The sequence below is a fragment of the Flavobacterium saliperosum genome (genome assembly GCF_900100625.1).
Taxonomy (GTDB): Bacteria; Bacteroidota; Bacteroidia; order Flavobacteriales; family Flavobacteriaceae; genus Flavobacterium; species Flavobacterium saliperosum.
Map to the genome: position 1 here is coordinate 533,438 of NZ_FMTY01000001.1, position 21,519 is coordinate 554,956.

15 protein-coding genes and 2 tRNA genes are annotated in these 21,519 nt (G+C 40.6%); 6 read left to right on the forward strand and 11 right to left on the reverse strand.

The window, feature by feature from the left end:
- Positions 1–4: 4 nt before the first annotated feature.
- The gene (locus tag BLQ05_RS02520; RefSeq protein ID WP_035653943.1) at positions 5–1,306 is read right to left on the reverse strand and encodes a c-type cytochrome; all 1,302 of its coding nucleotides are present in this window, start codon (positions 1,304–1,306) and stop codon (positions 5–7) included.
- 207 nt (positions 1,307–1,513) lie between these two features.
- Here BLQ05_RS02520 and BLQ05_RS02525 point away from each other — a divergent pair, with 207 nt between their 5' ends.
- Together BLQ05_RS02525 and BLQ05_RS02530 are read left to right on the forward strand one after the other, a co-directional pair.
- A complete protein-coding gene (locus tag BLQ05_RS02525; protein ID WP_023575559.1) occupies positions 1,514–1,903 on the forward strand; it encodes a hypothetical protein in 390 nt (129 codons plus the stop codon).
- A 159-nt stretch (positions 1,904–2,062) separates the two neighbouring features.
- On the forward strand, positions 2,063–4,261 hold the full coding sequence (locus BLQ05_RS02530) for a TonB-dependent receptor plug domain-containing protein (protein ID WP_035653945.1): 2,199 nt from the start codon (positions 2,063–2,065) through the stop codon (positions 4,259–4,261).
- 41 nt (positions 4,262–4,302) lie between these two features.
- Here the strand turns inward: BLQ05_RS02530 and BLQ05_RS02535 are convergent, their stop codons facing one another.
- The 6 genes from BLQ05_RS02535 to rimP form a co-directional block, all read right to left on the reverse strand.
- Positions 4,303–5,115 (reverse strand): hypothetical protein, encoded by an 813-nt coding sequence (locus tag BLQ05_RS02535; protein WP_023575561.1) that lies wholly within the window; start codon positions 5,113–5,115, stop codon positions 4,303–4,305.
- Positions 5,116–5,352: 237 nt separating this feature from the next.
- Positions 5,353–6,039 (reverse strand): T9SS type A sorting domain-containing protein, encoded by a 687-nt coding sequence (locus BLQ05_RS02540; RefSeq protein ID WP_023575563.1) that lies wholly within the window; start codon positions 6,037–6,039, stop codon positions 5,353–5,355.
- 9 nt (positions 6,040–6,048) lie between these two features.
- Positions 6,049–6,636, reverse strand: coding sequence for a phage tail protein (locus tag BLQ05_RS02545; protein ID WP_023575564.1), 588 nt, complete (start codon positions 6,634–6,636; stop codon positions 6,049–6,051).
- A 144-nt stretch (positions 6,637–6,780) separates the two neighbouring features.
- Positions 6,781–9,669, reverse strand: a complete 2,889-nt coding sequence (infB, locus tag BLQ05_RS02550; protein ID WP_035653946.1) for a translation initiation factor IF-2 — start codon at positions 9,667–9,669, stop codon at positions 6,781–6,783.
- A gap of 49 nt (positions 9,670–9,718) precedes the next feature.
- Complete coding sequence (gene nusA / locus BLQ05_RS02555; protein ID WP_023575566.1) at positions 9,719–10,963, reverse strand: transcription termination factor NusA; 1,245 nt, start codon at positions 10,961–10,963, stop codon at positions 9,719–9,721.
- Positions 10,964–10,976: 13 nt separating this feature from the next.
- Positions 10,977–11,441, reverse strand: coding sequence for a ribosome assembly cofactor RimP (gene rimP, locus BLQ05_RS02560; protein WP_035654074.1), 465 nt, complete (start codon positions 11,439–11,441; stop codon positions 10,977–10,979).
- Between the two features lie 168 nt (positions 11,442–11,609).
- On the opposite strand from rimP, the gene BLQ05_RS02565 reads away from it, so the two are divergent.
- Positions 11,610–12,434 (forward strand): universal stress protein, encoded by an 825-nt coding sequence (locus tag BLQ05_RS02565; RefSeq protein ID WP_023575569.1) that lies wholly within the window; start codon positions 11,610–11,612, stop codon positions 12,432–12,434.
- A 106-nt stretch (positions 12,435–12,540) separates the two neighbouring features.
- On the opposite strand, the gene BLQ05_RS02570 is transcribed toward BLQ05_RS02565, so the two are convergent.
- Together BLQ05_RS02570 and BLQ05_RS02575 are read right to left on the reverse strand one after the other, a co-directional pair.
- A tRNA-Gln gene (locus BLQ05_RS02570) sits at positions 12,541–12,611 on the reverse strand.
- A gap of 129 nt (positions 12,612–12,740) precedes the next feature.
- Positions 12,741–12,811, reverse strand: a tRNA-Gln gene (locus BLQ05_RS02575).
- 165 nt (positions 12,812–12,976) lie between these two features.
- On the opposite strand from BLQ05_RS02575, the gene BLQ05_RS02580 reads away from it, so the two are divergent.
- The gene (locus tag BLQ05_RS02580) at positions 12,977–16,189 is read left to right on the forward strand and encodes a glycosyltransferase family 117 protein (RefSeq protein WP_023575570.1); all 3,213 of its coding nucleotides are present in this window, start codon (positions 12,977–12,979) and stop codon (positions 16,187–16,189) included.
- 68 nt (positions 16,190–16,257) lie between these two features.
- On the forward strand, positions 16,258–16,914 hold the full coding sequence (locus BLQ05_RS02585; RefSeq protein ID WP_023575571.1) for a polysaccharide deacetylase family protein: 657 nt from the start codon (positions 16,258–16,260) through the stop codon (positions 16,912–16,914).
- Here the strand turns inward: BLQ05_RS02585 and BLQ05_RS02590 are convergent.
- Together BLQ05_RS02590 and BLQ05_RS02595 are read right to left on the reverse strand one after the other, a co-directional pair.
- On the reverse strand, positions 16,911–17,207 hold the full coding sequence (locus BLQ05_RS02590; protein ID WP_023570572.1) for a thioredoxin family protein: 297 nt from the start codon (positions 17,205–17,207) through the stop codon (positions 16,911–16,913). The two genes, BLQ05_RS02585 and BLQ05_RS02590, sit on opposite strands and share 4 nt — an antisense overlap.
- Positions 17,208–17,281: 74 nt before the next feature.
- The gene (locus tag BLQ05_RS02595) at positions 17,282–18,511 is read right to left on the reverse strand and encodes a metallophosphoesterase (protein WP_023575572.1); all 1,230 of its coding nucleotides are present in this window, start codon (positions 18,509–18,511) and stop codon (positions 17,282–17,284) included.
- A 156-nt stretch (positions 18,512–18,667) separates the two neighbouring features.
- On the opposite strand from BLQ05_RS02595, the gene polA reads away from it, so the two are divergent.
- The gene (gene polA / locus BLQ05_RS02600) at positions 18,668–21,511 is read left to right on the forward strand and encodes a DNA polymerase I (RefSeq protein WP_023575573.1); all 2,844 of its coding nucleotides are present in this window, start codon (positions 18,668–18,670) and stop codon (positions 21,509–21,511) included.
- Positions 21,512–21,519: the final 8 nt, after the last annotated feature.

Here is a 21,519-nt window from a genome sequence, read left to right on the forward strand (position 1 = left end):
ATTATTAATAGTGACACTTACCACATTCTAAACCTCCCATTTGAGCCGCCGTCAATTTGTCGACACCATATTTCTTAGAAAGTTCATCGTGAATTTTGGCATAATAAGCGTTTCCTTCCACTTTTACGTTTGTTTCTCTGTGACAGTTCACACACCATCCCATCGTTAAAGGAGAATGCTGTCTCATCACTTCCATAGTCTCTACAGGACCGTGACATGTCTGACACTCCACACCTGCTACAGTAACGTGCTGAGAGTGGTTAAAATACGCGAAGTCAGGCAGATTATGAATTCTAACCCATTTCACAGGCTTCACTTTACCGGTGTACGACATCGTGTTTTTATCCCATCCAACGGCATCGTATAATTTTTGGATCTCAGCAGTGTAAAATTCTTTTGAATACTCTACATAAGTAGAATCTTTATCACCCTGGAATTCGGAAATATTCTTATGACAGTTCATACAAACATTCAATGAAGGAATACCCGCATTCTTACTGACTCTGGCAGAAGAGTGACAATACTTACACTCAATTTTGTTGTCACCCGCGTGAATTTTATGCGAATAATGGATTGGCTGAATTGGCTCATAGTTCTGATCCACTCCAATCTGCATTAAGTATCCGTAGATAAAATACATCCCGATTAAAATCATCATAATGGATGACACTAACACTAAAAACTGATTTTTAGCGAACGCTTTCCAAATTGGCAATGATTTTTCTTTGACAGGAAGCGCCACCCCGTTTGCAGATGCGATTTTCCCAAGTATGTTTTTAACAAAAAACAACATGGCAATCAACATTGTCAAAACAACCGCAAGCACTCCCAGAATAAGGTTATTGGAAACCCCTCCTTCTTGAGCAGCAGTTGCTCCAGCAGCAGCAGTTGGAGTTGGAGCAGGCTGTTCGATAGGCGCTGATGTATAAGCAAGGATATTATCAATGTCTTCATTTGACAATTGAGGGAAAGCCGTCATCGGTACTTTACCGTTTGCCTCGAAGACTTTAATCGCCTCAGCATCACCTGATTTTATTAATTCAGCACTGTTCTTAATCCATTTGTACAACCATTCTTTGTCGTATTTATCCGCAACACCACGCAAGGCAGGCCCCGTGGCTTTTGCATCAAGTTTATGACAAGCTGCACAATTTGTGTTAAAAATAGCTTTCCCTTTAGCAGGATCACCTGCACCGGCGGCTGGCGCCGCATCTTGGGCTAAAGAACTCAGCGACAACGACAATACCATCGCAAGGCTGAATATTAATTTTTTTGAAAACGAATTATGGTTACCCACTTTTTTCATAATTAAAATGATTATCAAGTAAATTTGGCACAGTTTTTACGTGAAATAAGAACAGACCTTATTTATAAACTCGGACAAAAATACGACTTATGTGTTATTATCAAAACCTTAAATTTATCTTAAATTGTAATTTATACCAATTCTAAATAAATTAAGGTTTTCAGATTCTTTTTTTTAATTGTATTTTTGTTTCAAACATACTTCATTATGAGAATTTTAAGAGCCAGCTCCCTTTTTACTTTACTTTTCCTGTGCGTTTTTTCAGGTCAGAAAACCTATTCACAGCCCTCAAAAATTAACATTATTCAGAATCCGAAATTCGAAATGTTGCTGAGTGAAAAAAGAAAAATCAACTCTTCCATCACGGTTAACGACCGATACAAAGTGCAGATCTTCTATGGAACCAATGAAGAAGCAAAGAAAACACTGTCTGTTTTCAAAAAGGAGTTCAGGCAGCTGGATGGCACCATTATTTACTCTAATCCGAACTATAAAGTTTGGGTTGGCACTTTCAAAACCAGGATTGAAGCAGAAAAAAACTACAAAGAAATTCTGAAAAAATACCCAACCGCTTTATTGATTCGACCTAACAAATAGATGAGAACCAAGAAAAACAATAATTGCAATTTTCGCATTAATTCAATGTATTCAAAATCACACTCACAAAACACATATCACCCACCGTGCTATTTTGAATTGACAACGCAAATTTCGATTTAAAAAATCGCAACACAATTCAATTTGATTCACCTAAACATGAAACCATACCTATATATAGTGTCACTACTGACAATAACGACTTATGCCCAAACCCAAAAAGACACCACTAAGGTGAAACATTTGGAAGAGGTCGTAATTGCCACCCAAAAATATCTAAAACCTAAAAAAGAGATTCCGCAACAAGTGGAATCGATTTCGAGAAAGGAAATCGAGTTTCAGAATTTTCAAAACACGGCTGACATTCTGGCCAGCTCCGGAAATGCCGCCGTTCAAAAGTCACAACAAGGAGGCGGAAGCCCTGTAATCAGGGGATTTGAAGCCAGCAGAATCCTATTGCTGGTAGACGGAATCCGAATGAACAACCTTATTTTCAGAGCCGGACATTTGCAAAACATCCTTACGGTGGACAAAAACAGTATCGAAAACATGGATATTTTTTTCGGACCTTCCTCTACCGTTTTCGGAAGTGATGCCTTGGGTGGCGCAATCAACATGGAAACAAAAAAAGCAAAACTGTTCTCGGATACCAAGAAGGCATTTTCCGGAAATGCCTTAACCCGATATTCAACGGTAAACGAAGAAAAATCGATCTATTTTGATTTGAACTATGCCAAAGAAAACTGGGCTTCCTTGACTTCCGTATCCTTCAATGAATTCGGGGATTTGAAGATGGGTAAAAACAGAAACCGCAACAATCCCTTTTTCGGAGAAAGAGAGCAGTATATTGAAACCGTCAACGGAGTGGACACGTATGTAACCAACGCGGATAAGTATGTTCAGAAATTTTCTGGATATACACAGTACAACCTTATGCAGAAGTTGGTTTACAAACAATCCAACGGCAACCTGCATGATCTGAATTTTCAATTCTCCACCACATCCGACATACCGCGTTATGACCGTTTAACAGACTCCAATGCGACAGGATTGCGAAATGCGGAATGGTTTTACGGTCCGCAAAAAAGAATACTGGCCGCTTACACTTTCAATAGAGACAAGGCTATTTTGGGAAGTGACCTGAAATTTACGGCGAGTTTTCAAAACGGAGAAGAAAGCAGACACAACAGACGTTTCGGAAATTACGAGCTGCAAAACCGCATCGAAAAAACAAATGCGTTTGCAATTGATCTCGACCTGAAAAAGAAATTCACAAACAGTGAATTAATGTACGGGTTTGAAAGCTATTATGATTATGTGAACTCTACAGCCTATTCCAACAATATTCAGACCGGAGAAACGACACCCTTGGATACGCGTTACCCTAATGGCAACAACAACATGACCCGTAACGACGCGTATCTTACCTATTCCGGGAAAGTAAATACCAAAACCAGTTGGAATTCGGGAGTACGAATCGGGTACACCACTTTGAAAAGCACCATTAAAGACAATTCGTTCTTCCCATTACCGTTCAATTCGATATCACAAAACAATGTTACTTACAGCGGCACTTTGGGAATCATTCATAATCCGGGCAAAAACGTGCGGTTGGTAGCCAACATAGGATCCGGCTACCGGGCGCCCAACATTGATGATCTGGCAAAAATTTTCGAATCGGGCAACAACATGGTTATTGTTCCCAATGAAGATCTGGAACCGGAAAAAACGATAACCGCAGACTTAGGATTTACCATCAAAAGCAAGAACAAGCGTTTCCAGTTAGATCATACCTATTTTTACACGCGCTTTATTGACGCCATAGTAACCGGCGCTTTTGAGTACAACGGATCTGCAACCATTGACTATAACGGTTCGACGAGCCAGGTTATGGCAAATCAGAACAAAGGAAAAGCCTTTGTGACTGGATTTTCAACCAATTTAAAGACCTATATCATTGACAATGTCTTATTCACAGCAAACTTTAATTACACCTTGGGAAGAGTTGTAAATGAAGACGACACCTACAGTCCGCTAGATCACATTGCTCCTTATTACGGGAAAATCGGAATAGCATACGACAACAAATACATTATTCTTGAAGGCTATATCCTTTATAACGGAAAAAAAGACCTGAAAGATTACTTACTTAACGGTGAAGATAACGAACAATACGCACCAAAAGGAGGTATGCCGGCTTGGGAAACGTATAATTTAAAAGCATCCAGCAGACCGATTTACGGAGCAACCGTATATGCAGGAATCGAGAACATATTGGACACACAATACCGCACATTTGCTTCCGGAATCAATGCGCCGGGAAGAAACATTTACGGCGGTTTAAAATACAGTTTTTAACATGCGTCCAGCTACGCAAAACCGGCTCCGGCCGGTTTTTTTTATCTCCATCCGAATTCCCGTTTGGCTTTTTCTGCAAAAAAGGCATTTTGAACCGGTACAGCTGTCAACTCCGAAGTGTCATTAATTGACTTGAATAAGGGAATCATATCGGAAGTTACAAGTCCGTATTTCTGATAACCGAAATACTTAAAAGTAAAGCCGTCGTAATTTCTGAAAGCAGCATAATCCATCTCATTTCTTAAATATGATTTTTTAATGTATGGCTCAAAAAGCAACCAAGTACGCTCAATATTCTCTTTAATTTGAAAATTCTGATACAATCCATTACTGAAAAAGGGATGTACAACCGCAAAATTCTTAGCTGTCGGATAGTAATCATTTTTTCTGCAAAAAGAGTACACTGTGGAAACATTACTGAAAAGAACCTCACTCAATTTCGAATCAACTGCGGCCATCTGCACGGAATCCAACGATTGGATTTCATTAATCTTCGACACCAACGCAGTCACTGTCTGGTTTTTCAATTCCATATCGTAAAACTTACGCTGATCGATTTGTTTTTCGAAGTTACTCTCAAGCCAAATGAAATGCTTCTTAAGATACATGGCTTTAAACCAAGACGAAAGCTCCCCGTTTAAAATGGCCTCATAATAAGATTCCAAACCTTTCATAAAAGCAACCGTAAATCCGTGATTTTCCACCAGAACCTCCAATTGCTCCTTAAAAAAATCCAAATCCTTATGATAATAACTGTAGGTCAAAAGGGTAAGTTTCAGATCCGCCTCATAACCAAACTGTTCCTCCAGAGCCAAAATTGCCCCCTTGACCTTTAGATAGTACTCTTTATCCATCCTGGCCTTTTGAAGAGAAGGATAAACATTATCGTGTATGACTGTATCCCGATAATTTTGCGAAAAAGCAGAATTGAAAACAAAGAAAAAAATCAAAACCAGCCTGCACTTGAATATATTCATTTCTAAAGAATTTGTGTACAAATACAAAACGAAATTAACTGCAATTATTGTATTCGCCACTTACTTAAAATAAAATATCCCGACGAATCGGGATATTTTATTTTATGGAGCAATCTATTTTTTGATGAAGTTCAGCACCTGAACTCCTTCATTAGTATTCAGACGAATAAAATAAACACCTCGCTGCAACATGGTGATATCGGCAACATTACTGCTCTTAACCTTCATAACCATTTGGCCTTGCATAGTGAAAACCGAGAAACTGTCAAGAGGCTCTTTCGTGACAAGAGTAATCATATCCTCTGCCGGGTTAGGATATAAAACGATACCCTTGGCGGCTCCTAGAAAACTGTCTACACCTAAGACCGTACTTTGAACGGAACCCGATAAAGAAGCATTTCCAGTCGTTAAATTCCCACCACAATCGGAACTGGTAACTGCGGTATGCTCTACCCACGTTCCTAAAGTCAAATCCGGTGGATTGGGCGTTGAAGCGCTAGTATTATAATAAATCAAATGTGGATTCACAAAATCGCCATTCCCACTATCGGCAATAAACTCCCAACGGGAATTAGCGGCACTCCACAAAATCTTGAACTCACAAGTTCCCAATCCGCCACAGCTTTGATTTCCGTCAACAGGAGCTGTGCTGTAAACATTTCTTCCGGAAGCATCCGTTGTTTCCAGAGTAAAAATATAATCCTGATTTTCAAACAAAGTATGGCACCCGTTAAAGGTAACTGTTTGTGCTTCTACAGTAAAAAATACAATTACTGCTAAAAATAAAAATAACTTTTTCATATTATATACTTAGGGTCTTGACGGCCAAATTCCTTGTGTAGCGATTATATAAGTAAGCGTTGTATAAGGCTGCATGTTATTAACCGGCTGACTCCCTCCGCTAACGCCAATCATTGAAGGACTCATCGTGGTATTTGCCGCACTTGCAGTATATTCTTTATCCAAGCCTTTAGTGTTCGCTGGAATATTGCCCGTTGGCAGGTTCTGATCTCCATCAACCGTAGAAGCATTTACACTATGACTGTGCATCGGCATTTGGGCAATGGTTAAAGTATTGGTTTCCGAACCACTCATCTCTCCCAAAACTCGCGGTGTAAGACCGGAACCGGTACCATCCCCCATAGGAACACGTCCTCTCAAATCCGGCAAACGGAATGTCGTAACACCATCGCCGCCATAAGTTGTTCCCAACAATGCAAAAAGAGCTTGGTTTTGCTGAATTGACATTAACTGACCTTCACATTTTGCCCAACCTTGCGGCGCATAATTAAATGCCACTACAGCGATTTGACCAATAAATGGCTCCGATTGGGCACTTGTCTTATTCACAGCGAATAAAGACGTTAGCATAACAAATAAAATTGTAATTTTTTTCATTGTATAATAATATTTTTTTGCAAAAATACCAGAAATATTCTTACACGAAAAAAATAAAGATTAAAATACCGTTAAGTTTAAAAAAAATCGTTTAAACGCAAAAAATCCCGACGAATCGGGATTTTTTAATTTATAGAGCAACTGTTATTTCAGTTTCTTTTTCACTTCCACTTCGTGGAAACATTCAATTAAATCGTACTCCTTAAGGTCGTTGTAGTTTTTAATCTGCATACCACAGTCATATCCTTTGGAAACTTCTTTCACGTCGTCTTTGAAACGTTTCAACGCTACTAATTCTCCTGTGAAAATCACAACTCCCTCACGAATTAAACGGATTCTTGCATTTCTGAGGATCTTACCTTCTGTAACCATACATCCGGCAATGGTTCCCACTTTGGAAATCTTGAACAACTCACGTACTTCTGCGGTACCGGTGATTTCTTCTTTCATTTCCGGAGACAACATGCCTTCCATTGCATCCTTCAAATCATCGATGGCATCATAGATAATCGAATAGTGACGAATATCGATTTCTTCCTTATCAGCCAATTGTTTCGCATTTCCTTGCGGACGAACGTTGAATCCGATAATAATCGCATCCGAAGCCGAAGCTAACAATACATCCGATTCGGTAATCGCTCCTACTCCTTTATGAATGATTTTGATCTGAATTTCTTCCGTAGACAATTTGGAGAAGGAATCCGATAACGCTTCCACCGAACCGTCCACGTCTCCTTTAAGGATAATGTTCAATTCTTTAAACTGACCCAATGCGATACGACGACCGATTTCGGCAAGTGTAATGTGTTTTTGTGTACGAACCGATTGCTCACGTAACAACTGCATACGTTTGGCTGCAATTTGTTTCGCTTCTCTTTCGTCTTCAAACACGTTGAATTTATCTCCAGCGGTTGGCGCTCCGTCCAAACCTAGAATCGAAATTGGAGTTGATGGTCCCGCTTCTTTTACTAAGTTACCACGTTCGTCATACATCGCTTTTACTTTACCGTGGTTTTTACCAGCCAATACGTAATCACCGATTTTCAACGTTCCGGCCTGTACCAAAATAGTGGATACATAACCACGACCTTTATCTAATTGTGCTTCAACCACTGTACCAACAGCTGGTTTATTCGGATTTGCTTTCAGGTCTAAAATTTCAGCCTCAAGCAATACTTTTTCTAATAATTCTTTAACACCTAACCCTGTTTTAGCGGAGATATCGTGCGATTGGTATTTACCACCCCAGTCTTCCACCAACAAGTTCATGGCTGCTAAACGCTCTTTGATTTTCTCCGGATTCGCATTGGGCTTATCCACTTTATTGATAGCGAAAATCAACGGTACGTTAGCTGCTTGTGCGTGACTGATTGCCTCTTTGGTTTGTGGCATGATGTCATCATCCGCTGCAATTACGATAATCGCAATATCGGTTACCTGAGCTCCACGTGCACGCATCGCGGTAAACGCCTCGTGACCCGGTGTATCCAGGAAGGCAATTTCTTGACCGTTCTCCAACTCCACTCCGTATGCCCCGATGTGCTGTGTAATACCTCCGGACTCTCCTGCAATTACATTCGCTTTACGGATGTAATCCAACAAGGATGTTTTACCGTGGTCCACGTGACCCATTACCGTTACGATTGGCGCTCTGTGCACCAAATCTTCCGGACGGTCTTCCACTACTTCGATGGCTTCTTCGATATCGGTTGTAATAAACTCTACTTCATAACCGAATTCGTCAGCCACAATAGATAAGGTTTCGGCATCCAAACGTTGGTTCATGGTTACCATGATTCCAAGTGACATACACGTACCGATTACTTTCGTGATAGGCACATCCATCATGGTTGCAATTTCCCCTACGGTAACGAATTCCGTTACTTTAATGGTCTTGCTTCCCTCTTCAATCGCTCTTTGCTCATCATCCGATTTCTGACGGTGCGAATCACGTTTGTCTCTTCGGTATTTCGCCGCTTTAGATTTTCCTCCTTTCCCTTGAAGTCTTTCTAAAGTTTCTTTAATCTGGTTTTTAACTTCTTCCTCGGTTGGCTCCACTTTCGCTACGATAGCCGGACGGTTTCCTTTTTGGAATCCTGCACCTCCACCAGGCTTATTCGGGCCAAATTTTCCAGCACCACCCGGTCTGTTAGCACCGCCTTGAGCGTTACCACCCTGACCCGGAGTTCCGGTACCCGGCGCACCTGGTTTTCCTGGAATACGTTTTCTTTTATTCTTATTCGCATTGTTTTGACCTTGGGCTGCCGCACTTCCGGGAGCGTTCGGTTTGATCGCTGCGTCTTTTTTGAACTCTTCTTTCTTTTTCTTAGGCTTGTTGAACTGTGACAAATCAATTGTCTGACCGGTAAAGGTGGCACCTGTCAGTTTCTGATACTGTGTTTCAATCTTCTCGTCCTCCGCTGATTCCGCTTTTGGTGCTTCTTCGGCAACAGGAGCTACAGGTTGTTTCTCAACTTTAGCGACTTTTTCTACAGTTTCTTCCTTTACGGCTTTTTCAGCTTTTTCGATTTTTTCAACAGTTTTTTTCGGTTCATCAGCAACTGGAGCTGCAACTTCAATTGGTTTCTCAACTACTTTTTCAGCAGTGGGTTCAATTGCTTTTTCGATTTTCTCTGAAGATGGTTTTTCAGCAACAACTTCCGGTTTTTTGGGATCAAGGTCTATTTTACCGACAGCTTTAGGCCCCGAAAGGGTAGCTTTGGCTTTAATTATCTCCTGACGTTGTCTTTCCTCGTCTTGTTTGCGTTTGTCTTCAATCTCTTTTTCGCGTTCGATACGCAGTGCTTCTTTTTCTTTTTTCTTTTCTTCACTTACCTCAAGAGAAGCCACTTTTTTTCCTTTATCAGCAGAGAATTGACCGCACAAGATAGAGTATTCCTCATTAGAAATTTTGGCGTTAGGACTTGATTCGATGGTATGACCCTTATCTTTCAAATAGTCCACAGCCCTATCTAGAGAAATATTTAATTCCCTTAAAACCTTGTTTATTCTTATTACTCTTTCTTCAGACATATAATCTTTATTATTAATACCTTTAATGCGTGTTGTGTTGCGTTATTGCTTATTCTTCAAATTCGTTTTTCAGAATGCGCATAACATCCAAAATAGTTTCTTCTTCCAGGTCTGTTCTTCTCACTAAATCGGCAACATCTTGTTTCAGCACGCTTCTTGCTGTATCCAAACCAATTTTCGCGAATTCTTCGATAACCCATCCGTCAATTTCGTCTGAGAACTCTGTTAATTCAACATCGTCCTCTTCTTCAGCAATATTTCCTTCACGGATAACATCCAATTCGTAACCGGTCAACAAACCAGCCAATTTGATGTTGTGTCCGCCACGTCCAATTGCTTTAGATACCTCTTCCAATTTCAGGAACACTTCGGCTGTTTTTTTGTCTTCATCGATTTTCACCGAAGACACTTTTGCAGGGCTCAATGCTCTTGTAATGTATAGTTGTGTGTTGGTGGTATAATTGATAACATCAATATTTTCGTTTCCTAACTCACGAACAATACCGTGAATACGGGAACCTTTCATACCAACACAAGCTCCGACAGGGTCAATCCTGTCATCATAAGAATCTACGGCTACTTTTGCTTTTTCACCCGGAATTCTCACTACTTTTTTAACCGTAATCAAACCGTCAAATACTTCAGGAATTTCCTGCTCAAACAATTTTTCCAAGAATTTCTCTGAAGTTCTTGACATTAAAATTTGAGGTTTGTTCCCTTTTAATTCAACGCTTTCAATGATTCCTCGTACGTTATCTCCTTTACGGAAGAAGTCGGACGGAATTTGTTTTTCTTTCGGCAATACGATTTCGTTTCCTTCATCATCTACCAAAATTACAGCTTTTGGACGTACATGGTGCACTTCCGCGGTATAAATATCGCCAATTAAATCTTTAAATTGTTTGTAAAGATTTGTATTATCATGCTCGTGGATTTTAGAAATCAGGTTCTGACGCAGTGCCAAAATCGCTCTTCTACCCAATTGTATTAATTTCACTTCTTCAGAAACATCCTCTCCCACTTCAAAATCGGGTTCGATTTTGCGGGCTTCCGACAACGAAATTTCAGAATTTTCATCTTCCACTTCACCATCTGCCACCACCACACGATTTCTCCAGATTTCCATATCTCCCTTGTCCGGATTGATAATGATATCGAAGTTATCATCTGAACCGTATTTCTTCTTCAATGCATTTCTAAACACATCTTCTAAAATTGCCATTAAGGTAACTCTATCGATAAGTTTATCGTCTTTAAACTCTGAAAACGACTCGATTAATGCAATATTTTCCATGCCAACTCTTTATTTAAAATGTTATTATAACAATTGCTTCTTTAATATCTTCGTATTTTATTTCTGCTCTTTTTTGAACAGTCTCTTTTCCTTTTCCAACTTGTTTCGGTTCTCTGGCAGACCATTCCAAAACAATAAACGCGTCGTTTGCTTCGGTGAGTTCCGCTTCAATTTTTTCTGTTGCGGTAGTCACTTTCAGTTTTCTTCCGATATTTTTCTTAAACTGTCTCGGCATTTTCAAAGGCGAGGTTGCCCCGGCCGAAGCCACTTCCATCGAAAAATCCTGCTCTTCCCGATCCAGATTACTTTCAATGGCTCTGCTGACATCAATACAATCCTGAAGTATAACCCCATTATCACCATCTAAAGTTACGATAATTTTGTATGCGTCGGTAATGGTCAAATCAATCAAAAAAAGCGACGGCTTTTGCGCCAAAGCTTCATTAACAACGCCGCTAACTTTTTCTTTAAATGTCATATTTGTATAAAAAGAGGGAAGCAGCGCTTCCCTCATTACTTAGTTCGGTAATAAATAACGGTGCAAATATACAATTTTTTTTAAATATTGAAAATCATTGTTAATTCTAAATATATTTATATCTTTATGAAAAAGTATTTTAACACCAATTTCCCACATTTAACAGTTATGAAACGAATTTTAGTACCAACAGATTTTTCACAACACGCCGAATACGCACTTAAAGTAGCCGCTCAAATCGCTAAAAAAAACGACGGAGAGATTTTTTTACTACACATGTTGGAGCTCCCGCATGAAGGCAACGACGCCCAAGTACACGGACGTGAAATTCCGGAAATCATGTATTTCAAAAAGAGAGCCGAAGAAAAATTAGACGAAGTAAGCAACGCAAGCTATTTGGAAGGCGTGGAAGTTTCGGAAATCATCAAATTGGAATCTGCTTTCAGCGGAATTATTGATATCAGCAAAAAAAACAACATTGATTTGATCGTAATGGGATCCCATGGCGCCAACGGTTTTAAGGAAATGATCATTGGATCAAACACCGAAAAAGTAGTTAGAACTTCGGACATCCCGGTTTTGGTAATCAAAAAAGAAACCAACGATTTCAGCGTTAACAAATTCGTATTCGCTTCCGACTTCTCCGACGAAGTATCCAAAACATTTGAAAACGCAGTGGAGTTCTCCAACAAATTCGGAGCCCACTTACATTTGGTATCCATCAACACTCCAAACAACTTCAAATCAACGGCAGTGGCCGAAAAAATCATGAGTGATTTTGTTTCGAAATTCAAAATCGATAATTTCACGACTCATATTTACAATGACGTAAATGTAGAAAAAGGAATTTTAAATTTTGCCAACAGCATCGATGCCGATTTAATCGGAATGAGCACACACGGAAGAAGAGGTCTTGCCCACTTCTTTAACGGCAGTATCAGCGAAGACCTGGTAAACCATTCCGTAAGACCGGTTGTCACTTTTAAAATCTAACCACAAGACATACAAACAAAAAAGCCCGCTCAATGAGCGGGCTTTTTTATGTTTTAATTTAGTTGCAGATGTAAAATAAAAAACCTCTCAGACGAGAGGTTCTATGTTGGCCCACAAGGACTCGAACCTTGAATGACGGTACCAAAAACCGGAGTGTTACCATTACACCATGGGCCAATAACCAAAACCATCTTACGACAGCGGGTACAAATATACTACATTTTTACGCAAAACAAAATCAGAGCCGCTTTTCTCGAATCGAAAAGCCTAAAATAAAAAAACTCCTCAATTAAGAGGAGTTTTTTGTTGGCCCACAAGGACTCGAACCTTGAATGACGGTACCAAAAACCGGAGTGTTACCATTACACCATGGGCCAATAACCAGCGCTATCATTGTGATTGCGGGTGCAAATGTAATATATATTTTTTTCAAACCAAATTTTTCCATAAAAAAATATTAAAAAAATAAATTGCGCGTTTCCATATGCAAAAAAAGAGTTTCTTTGTAGTAGAATTCAACCTGAAAAACCGACGTATTATATATGATTACTTTTAACTTTAATAAGTGGAATACCATTTTAGGATGGCTGACATTTGCAATTGCTTTAGTAACTTACACACTGACTGTTGAACCATCCTTAAGTTTTTGGGATTGCGGGGAATACATTGCCACAGCAGCAAAACTGGAAGTGGGACACCCTCCCGGAGCCCCTCTTTTTCAAATGATTGGTGCCTTTTTCGCGATGTTTGCGCCTGACGCCGAAAAAGTAGCACTAATGGTTAACATGACATCGGTTTTTTCCAGCGCCTTCACGATTCTGTTCATGTTCTGGTCCATGACCATTATTTTACGAAAAGTAGTTTCCTCCTTTTCAGAATTCAACAAAGAGAATGCAATCGTAGTTTTAGGAAGTGCTTTTGTAGGATCGTTAGCCTTTACGTTCACAGACAGTTTCTGGTTCAGCGCTACCGAAGCAGAGGTATACGCCATGGCTTCCTTATTCATCGCCTTGTTGCTTTGGATGGGACTACGTTGGGAAGAGGAAATGCACTCTCCAAAAGGAAACAAGTGGTTGCTGCTGATTTCATTGGTTATCGGATTGTCATTCGGAGTTCACTTCATGGCCTTACTTACAATTCCTTCTTTAGGATTATTATACTACTTTAAGAATTACGAAAAAATCACCATCAAAAACTTCATCATTGCCAATGTGGTTATGGTTGCGGTTTTGTTCTTCGTCTTCAAATTCCTTTTGCCATACACCTTAGGATTCTTCGGTAAGATGGAGATTTTCATGGTAAACAGCATCGGATTACCTTTTAATTCCGGTACCGTTTTCGCACTCCTTTTAATTATCGCCTTCTTTTATTTCGGGTTGCAATACACCAAAAAGAAAGAATTGCCTTTTTACAACACCATTTTACTTTGCGTACTTTTCGTTTTAATCGGTTTCTCAACCTGGCTGATGCTTCCAATCAGAGCCAATGCCAATGTGGTCATCAATGAAAACAAGCCTTCGGATGCCGCAGAGGTTTTAGCCTATTATAATCGTGAACAATATGGTGAACAGAAAACTTTCTACGGACCGTTATTTTCTGAAACCTATGCCGGTTTGGATGAAGACAAGCCTTACGAAGACGACAAACCCAACTACGAAAGAGATCATAAATCCGGAAAATACGTTATCGTAAACAATTATGTGAACGCCAAAAGTAATGGAGACGACAAACACAATGGTGTTTTGCCAAGAATGTGGTACGGCGACAGCTCTGATGCCCGCATTAACTACATGACCTTTACAAAACCATTGGACTTTACCATCAATCCCGAATATTCCCACGAAGACGAATTGGTGCAAATCGTTTCCGAATTCAGAAGCGCGTTCGCAGCCGGAAAAATCGACCTGGACGGCTATGACAAATTCTTAAAATCTTACGGTGATTACCTTATTATCGAAAAACCTTCTTTTGGAGACAACATGAAGTTCATGTTCGAATACCAATTTGGCTACATGTACTGGAGGTATCTGATGTGGAACTTTGTAGGACGTCAAAACGACATTCAGGGCAAATACGATTCCCAAAACGGAAACTGGCTGAGTGGCATTGACTTTATTGACGAGATTCGTTTGGGCTCCCAGAAAAACCTTCCGCCGGATATTGAAAACAACAAAGCAAGAAACACCTATTATTTCTTACCTTTTATTTTAGCGATAATCGGAATGGTATTCCATGCTAAAAAAGACCTGAAAAGTTTCTACGTTTTGCTGGCGTTATTCTTATTCACAAGTTTTGCGTTGAAAATCTTCTTAAACGAGCGTCCTTTCGAACCTAGAGAGCGTGATTACGCCGTTGTTGGCTCCTTCTATGTTTTTGCCATGTGGTTAGGTTTTGGGGTATATGCCATTTATGATGCCGCGAAGAAATATTTACAACCAAAAGTAGCCGGCCCGGTTGTTATTGCCGTTGCATTATTAGCAGCACCGGTATTGATGGCAAAAGAAAACTGGGACGACCACAACCGTTCGGGAAGATACACAGCAATTGCCATGGCAAAAGCCTATCTGGATTCCTGCGAACCGAATGCTATCCTGTTTACCATTGGCGACAACGACACGTTCCCTTTATGGTATGCACAGGAAATTGAAGGCTACAGAACCGACGTACGTATTGTAAACACACAGCTTTTCGCAACCGACTGGTACATTGACCAAATGAAAGCCAAAGCCTACAAATCGGAACCGATTCCTATCCGATTCACACACGATCAATATGTGTCCGGAACCCGTGATTATGTTATCCACAGAGAAATAACCAAAGAACGCATTCCTATTGAACAGTTCATGAAATTCATTGAATCGGAAGATGAAAGAACAATCGAAACGATGCCGAATGGTCAAAAAGTACAGTTTTATCCAACCGATAAAATCAGCATTCCGGTAGACAAAAATGCGGTTATCCGAAACAAAGTGGTTCCTTCGTACCTGAACGACTCCATCGTTTCAAGCATGGACATTGACATTAAAGGCGGCGTTATCTACAAAAACCGATTAATGATGCTGGATGTGGTGGCCAACAACAACTGGGAACGCCCTATTTATTTCTCACCAGGAAGTTTTGACGACGAGGATTATATCTGGATGAAAGAATACCTTCAGATGGAAGGCATGGTATATCGTTTGGTTCCCGTAAAAACACCAAAAGGCGAAGAAGGGAATCAGTTTGAAATGGGTTATATCGACACGGAACGAATGTACAAAAACGTAATGTCTTGGGACTGGGGCAACAGCGAAAGTCCGGACATCTATCACGATCCGGAAACCCGTAAAAACAGTATTTCTTACCGAACCAATCTGGCGCGTTTGATGGAAGCCTTAATCAACGAAGGCAAAAAAGATAAAGCCAAGAAAGTAATCGATTTGGCAATGACCAAAATGCCGGTGGAATACTTTGACTATTATCGTTTTGTAGATCCGTTTGCCGGTGGCTATTATGAAGTGGGTGAAAAAGTGAAAGCAAGAACGGTTCTATCACAACTGATGAAAAAATATCAGGAAAACCTAATATATTACAGCACGCTGAAACCATCAGAACAAAACGATCTGTATGTGGATATCGTAACGGATATTGAAAGCTACCGTGGCTTACTGCAAATCATGAAAGAGCGTGGCGACGAAGAATTCTATAATCAGAACAAAGTCAAATTCAACGGGTACAACAAATTGTTTTCCCGCTTTGAACGCGATATGGAATAATTGAATTTTAACACAATTTCAGATAAGGCTTTTAAGGTTTATAACTTTGAAAGCCTTATTTTTAGGGTATGGATTTCTATTGGATAAAAACGAATAAACTCATCAAGCGATTGTTCTCCAATCAGGTTTGGGACATACCTAATGCCGAGAAGAAAATCTATCTTACCTTTGACGACGGCCCCACTCCGGAAGTAACGGAATGGGTTTTATCCGTTTTGAAACAGCATGACATCAAAGCCACGTTTTTCTGCATTGGCGACAACATCCGAAAACATCCGGAACTCTTCCAAAAAGTAATTTCTGAAGGACATCATATTGGGAACCACACCTACAACCATTTACAGGGGTGGAAAACGTCCGACAAGGCCTATCTGGAAAATATAAATTCTTGCGAAGATGTAATCAGAAAGAAAATGACAGATGACAGACATCAGTCAGCAAACTGCGGACTGTTCCGCCCTCCATACGGCAAAATCCGACCATCGCAATCTGCACGACTTCGAAAAAAAGGGTATAAAATAATAATGTGGGATGTTTTGAGTGCCGATTTTGACCTTCGGATCACTCCGGAAAAATGCCTGAGCAATGTGATTAAGAATACCACACAAGGCAGTATCATCGTATTTCACGACAGCAGGAAAGCCTTCAAGAATCTTGAATACACTTTACCTAGAACGATTGAAATTCTGAAAGAAAAGGGATTTTTGTTCGATACTATCGATTAAGAATTCTCCTGAACCAAACCAATAATAGTATTGGCATCCAACTCACCCGATTGTCTCCAGACCATCTGACCTTCTTTATAAATCATAAGCGTTGGCAAACCTTTAATCCGTAAGGCTTCGGCCAATTCCTGATTTTTATCGACGTCAATTTTAATCACTTTGGCTCGGTCGCCAAGGGCTGCAGCCACATCTCTGATTACGGGATGCATGGAAACAGAGGACTCGTTCCAATCGGTATAAAAATCGATTAAAACAGGCACCTGTGTGTTGATTAGTTCTCCAAATTTTGACATAAGCGAGAAAATTAGATTAATTAAAAACTTTTGTTCTTAAAAAAATAGTATACAAATATAGCATTTTTGCGCATTTATGCTATTCTTTCCCCTTTTTTTAGTTGAATTACCGTTATTTCCGGCCAAATACCAACCCGCCCCGGATAAGCGTGAAATCCGAAGCCGCGGTTCACATAAATATAGCGACCTAAATTCTCATACATTCCGGCCCATTGTTTGTAAACATACTGTACTGGACTCCAACGGATAAGCCCCGGAATCTCAATGCCAAACTGCAATCCGTGCGTATGTCCTGACAATGTCAGATGGTAATTGTTCTCATGATGCTGCACCTCGGCATCCCAGTGCGAAGGATCGTGACTCATCAGGATCTTAAAATCTTCTTTCTTCAATCCCTGAGACGCCTTCACTAAATCACCGGCCTGTTTGAACTTAACACCCCAATTCTCCACGCCAATCAAGGCAATCTCCTCTTCTCCGTGTTTGATTTTCACATGCTCATTCATCAATAGCTTGAAATCTATCTGACGGTGCAAATCTTTAATGTCTTCAAAATTCTGATCTTTGGCTGCCTTTGAAGGCCATTCCACATACTCCCCATAATCGTGATTTCCTAAAACCGAATATTTCCCGAATTTCGGTGTTTCAATTTTACGAAAGGTATCAATCCATGGGTGCATCTCCGTAGCATGCGTATTCACAATGTCTCCGGTAAAAAGCACCAGATCTGATTTTTGTTGGTTCACCAAATCAATCGCATATTCAATTCGTTCGGGATTATCAAAACTACCGCTGTGCACATCCGAAATCTGCGTAATGGTCATGCCGTCAAAACTATCCGGTAAATCGGCAAAGAACAGAGTCTGACGAATCACCTTAAAATTGTATTTCCCTTTGGTCATGCCGTACAACAGCGACGTTAGCGGAATCGCCGCAATACCCAAAGCAATCTGACTGATGAATTTGCGCCTTCCCGGAATCGACTCGGCGATACTGTCGGTTTGTGTGAAATAATTGATGATGGTCGCAAACATTCGGAAAAAATCTTCTCCCAAAAGAATCACGGCAATCAGCAACTTCGGAACCAACATCAGCAACAACAACCCAATCGTATACAGGGAATGGGCATTCTGCCCCACCTTCCGGTCAAACTGACTGAAACCGTATAAAATGTATGCGAAAGCCAGAAAACTGACAACCTGATATGCAATCAGAATCCATCGTTCCCGGGTGATGGTTTTCACCGCCTGAAAAGCATACAATTCTATTAAAAGAAGAATCACTCCTATAAATACTAAACGCATGGTTGTATTTGTTTTTGATGTAACAAAGTAACGAAGAATGAAGTGCTTAGCGAATGTAATTTAGATTAATTTTAACGTAACGGTTGATTTGCAACTCAAGTTGCATCATAATCTTTTCAGTTTTACGTATTTTTACGTGCTAAATTTTTTTTAATCATGTCACAACAAAAACGCCTTTTCCTCTTAGATGCCTATGCCTTAATCTTCCGAGGATACTATGCTTTCATCAAAAATCCACGAATCAATTCCAAAGGAGTCGACACTTCGGCTGTATTGGGATTCATGAATTCGCTGATTGATGTTATCAAACGTGAAAAACCGGATCATTTGGCAGTAGCCTTCGATAATGGCGGAAGTGACATTCGAAACGAAATGTTCCCGGAATACAAAGCCAATCGCGATGCCACTCCGGAAGCCATAAAAATTGCCGTACCCTACATTCAGGAAATCCTGAAGGCGATGCACATTCCGATTATTGAAGAACGTGGGTACGAAGCCGACGATTTGATCGGAACCTTGGCGAAACAAGCCGAAAAAGAGGGCTATCAGGTGTTCATGGTAACTCCCGATAAAGATTTCGGACAATTGGTTTCCGAAAATATCTTCATGTACCGCCCGGCGCGTATGGGGAACGATATCGAAATTTGGGGCATCCCTGAAGTACAGGCGAAATTTGAAGTCGAACATCCATTGCAGGTTATTGACTTTTTAGGCATGATGGGCGATGCGGTCGATAACATTCCGGGATTACCGGGCGTGGGCGAAAAAACCGCAAAGAAATTGTTGGCCGAATTTGGTTCGATGGAAAATCTGTTGGCCAACACCGACAAACTGAAAGGCGCTTTAAAGGAGAAAATCGAAGCCAACAAAGAGCAAGGGATTTTATCTAAAAAACTGGCTACCATCCTACTCGACTGTCCGGTAACATTCAACGAAACCGATTATGAATTATCGAAACCCGATATTGAAAAAACCGACGCGCTGTTCATGGAACTGGAATTCCGTCAGATGAAAACCCAGTTCGACAAATTATTCAGCGGCGGTAAGGAGTACGACGAAGTCAACACCAGCAATGGCTACGAAACACCCAAACCGGCAGCAAAGAAAACCGTCAAAAACGAAGACCAGTTTTCGCTTTTTGACAGTGGCGACAGTGAAACACCGGAAGGCCATCACAGTTATTACAATACGCTGGAAAACACCAACCACCATTATGAAATTATTCAGGGAAATTTAGGGGTTCAGTTGTTCATGCAAACGTTATTGCAACAGAAATCGGTTTGTTTTGATACCGAAACCACCGGAATTGACGCTCTGAATGCCGAATTGGTTGGCATGTCGTTCTCCTGGGAAAAAGGGAAAGCGTTTTACATTCCGTTTCCGGAAAACCAGGACGAAGCCAAGGCTTTATTGGAAAAAATAGTGCCGTTTTTTGAAAATGAAGGAATTGAAAAAATCGGTCAGAACATCAAATACGACCTGAAAATATTAGCCAATTACGGTGTTTCGGTAAAAGGGAAACTTTTTGACACCATGATTGCGCATTATCTGATTAACCCCGACATGCGTCACAACATGGACGTGTTGGCGGAAACCTATCTGAAATATTCGCCGAAATCCATCGAAACGTTAATCGGTAAAAAAGGAAAAAACCAAAAATCGATGCGCGATGTGGCTTTGGAAGACATTAAGGAATATGCCGCCGAGGATGCCGATATCACTTTACAACTGAAAGAAGTTTTTGATGAAAAACTAGACAAAACCGGTACCAAAAAACTGTTTGAGGAAATCGAAATTCCGTTAATTGAAGTTCTGGCTGCCATGGAGCGCGAAGGAATTCGTCTCGATGTGGATTATCTGAAGTCGATGTCGAAAGATATGGATGTAGAAATCAAAACGCTGGAACAACAGATTTACGAAACGGCGGGTGAGAAATTCAACCTGGCTTCTCCGAAACAATTGGGCGAAGTGCTTTTCGACAGAATGAAAATCGGCGGAGCCAAACAAAAGAAAACCAAAACCGGACAATATGCTACCGGCGAAGAAGTGCTCAGTTATTTGGCCAACGAACACGAAATCGTACGCCAAATTCTCGATTGGCGCCAGATGGTAAAATTACAAAGCACCTATATTATCGCTTTACCGGAACAAGTCGATCCGAAAACCCAACGCGTGCACACCGATTACATGCAAACCGTAGCCGCAACGGGACGTTTGAGTTCGAATAACCCGAATTTACAGAACATTCCAATCCGTACCGAAAGAGGCCGATTGATCCGAAAAGCGTTTATCGCCAAAGATGAAAACTACACGCTATTGTCTGCCGATTACTCGCAAATTGAATTGCGCGTGATTGCTGCGATGAGTGGTGAAGAAAACATGATAAAAGCATTTCAGCACGGCGAAGACATTCACCGTAGTACCGCTGCCAAAGTATTCAACGTGCCTTTAGAAGAAGTTACCAAAGAACAACGTAGTCATGCCAAAACCGTGAACTTCGGAATCATATACGGGGTGTCGGCTTTCGGGTTGAGCAACCAAACGAATTTATCCCGCAGCGAAAGTGCCGCGTTGATTGAGGCCTACTACAAAACCTATCCGAGATTGCGTGACTACATTCAGGAACAGATTGAATTTGCCAGAAATCACGGGTACGTGCAAACCGTTTCCGGACGTCGTCGTTATCTGAAAGACATCAATTCCGCCAATGCCGTGGTTCGTGGTGCTGCCGAACGAAATGCCGTGAACGCTCCGATTCAGGGAAGTGCGGCCGACATCATTAAAATCGCGATGATCAACATCCATAAAAAGCTGACCTCCGAAAACTGGCAATCAAAAATGTTGCTTCAGGTACACGATGAATTGGTTTTTGACGTTCATAATAGTGAGCTGGAGAAAATCCAACCGATGATTAAACACGAAATGGAAAATGCGTTCAAGCTAAATGTCCCTTTGGATGTGGACATGGGTATTGGAAGAAATTGGCTGGAAGCGCATTAATTATTGCA

Bases quoted from the DNA above. Each gene is read 5' to 3' on its own strand.
- BLQ05_RS02520 (WP_035653943.1), bottom strand. From the start codon at position 1,306: ATGAAAAAAGTGGGTAACCATAATTCGTTTTCAAAAAAATTAATATTC.
- BLQ05_RS02525 (WP_023575559.1), top strand. From the start codon at position 1,514: ATGAGAATTTTAAGAGCCAGCTCCCTTTTTACTTTACTTTTCCTGTGC.
- BLQ05_RS02530 (WP_035653945.1), top strand. From the start codon at position 2,063: ATGAAACCATACCTATATATAGTGTCACTACTGACAATAACGACTTAT.
- BLQ05_RS02535 (WP_023575561.1), bottom strand. From the start codon at position 5,115: ATGGATAAAGAGTACTATCTAAAGGTCAAGGGGGCAATTTTGGCTCTG.
- BLQ05_RS02540 (WP_023575563.1), bottom strand. From the start codon at position 6,039: ATGAAAAAGTTATTTTTATTTTTAGCAGTAATTGTATTTTTTACTGTA.
- BLQ05_RS02545 (WP_023575564.1), bottom strand. From the start codon at position 6,636: ATGAAAAAAATTACAATTTTATTTGTTATGCTAACGTCTTTATTCGCT.
- infB (WP_035653946.1), bottom strand. From the start codon at position 9,669: ATGTCTGAAGAAAGAGTAATAAGAATAAACAAGGTTTTAAGGGAATTA.
- nusA (WP_023575566.1), bottom strand. From the start codon at position 10,963: ATGGAAAATATTGCATTAATCGAGTCGTTTTCAGAGTTTAAAGACGAT.
- rimP (WP_035654074.1), bottom strand. From the start codon at position 11,441: ATGACATTTAAAGAAAAAGTTAGCGGCGTTGTTAATGAAGCTTTGGCG.
- BLQ05_RS02565 (WP_023575569.1), top strand. From the start codon at position 11,610: ATGAAACGAATTTTAGTACCAACAGATTTTTCACAACACGCCGAATAC.
- BLQ05_RS02580 (WP_023575570.1), top strand. From the start codon at position 12,977: ATGATTACTTTTAACTTTAATAAGTGGAATACCATTTTAGGATGGCTG.
- BLQ05_RS02585 (WP_023575571.1), top strand. From the start codon at position 16,258: ATGGATTTCTATTGGATAAAAACGAATAAACTCATCAAGCGATTGTTC.
- BLQ05_RS02590 (WP_023570572.1), bottom strand. From the start codon at position 17,207: ATGTCAAAATTTGGAGAACTAATCAACACACAGGTGCCTGTTTTAATC.
- BLQ05_RS02595 (WP_023575572.1), bottom strand. From the start codon at position 18,511: ATGCGTTTAGTATTTATAGGAGTGATTCTTCTTTTAATAGAATTGTAT.
- polA (WP_023575573.1), top strand. From the start codon at position 18,668: ATGTCACAACAAAAACGCCTTTTCCTCTTAGATGCCTATGCCTTAATC.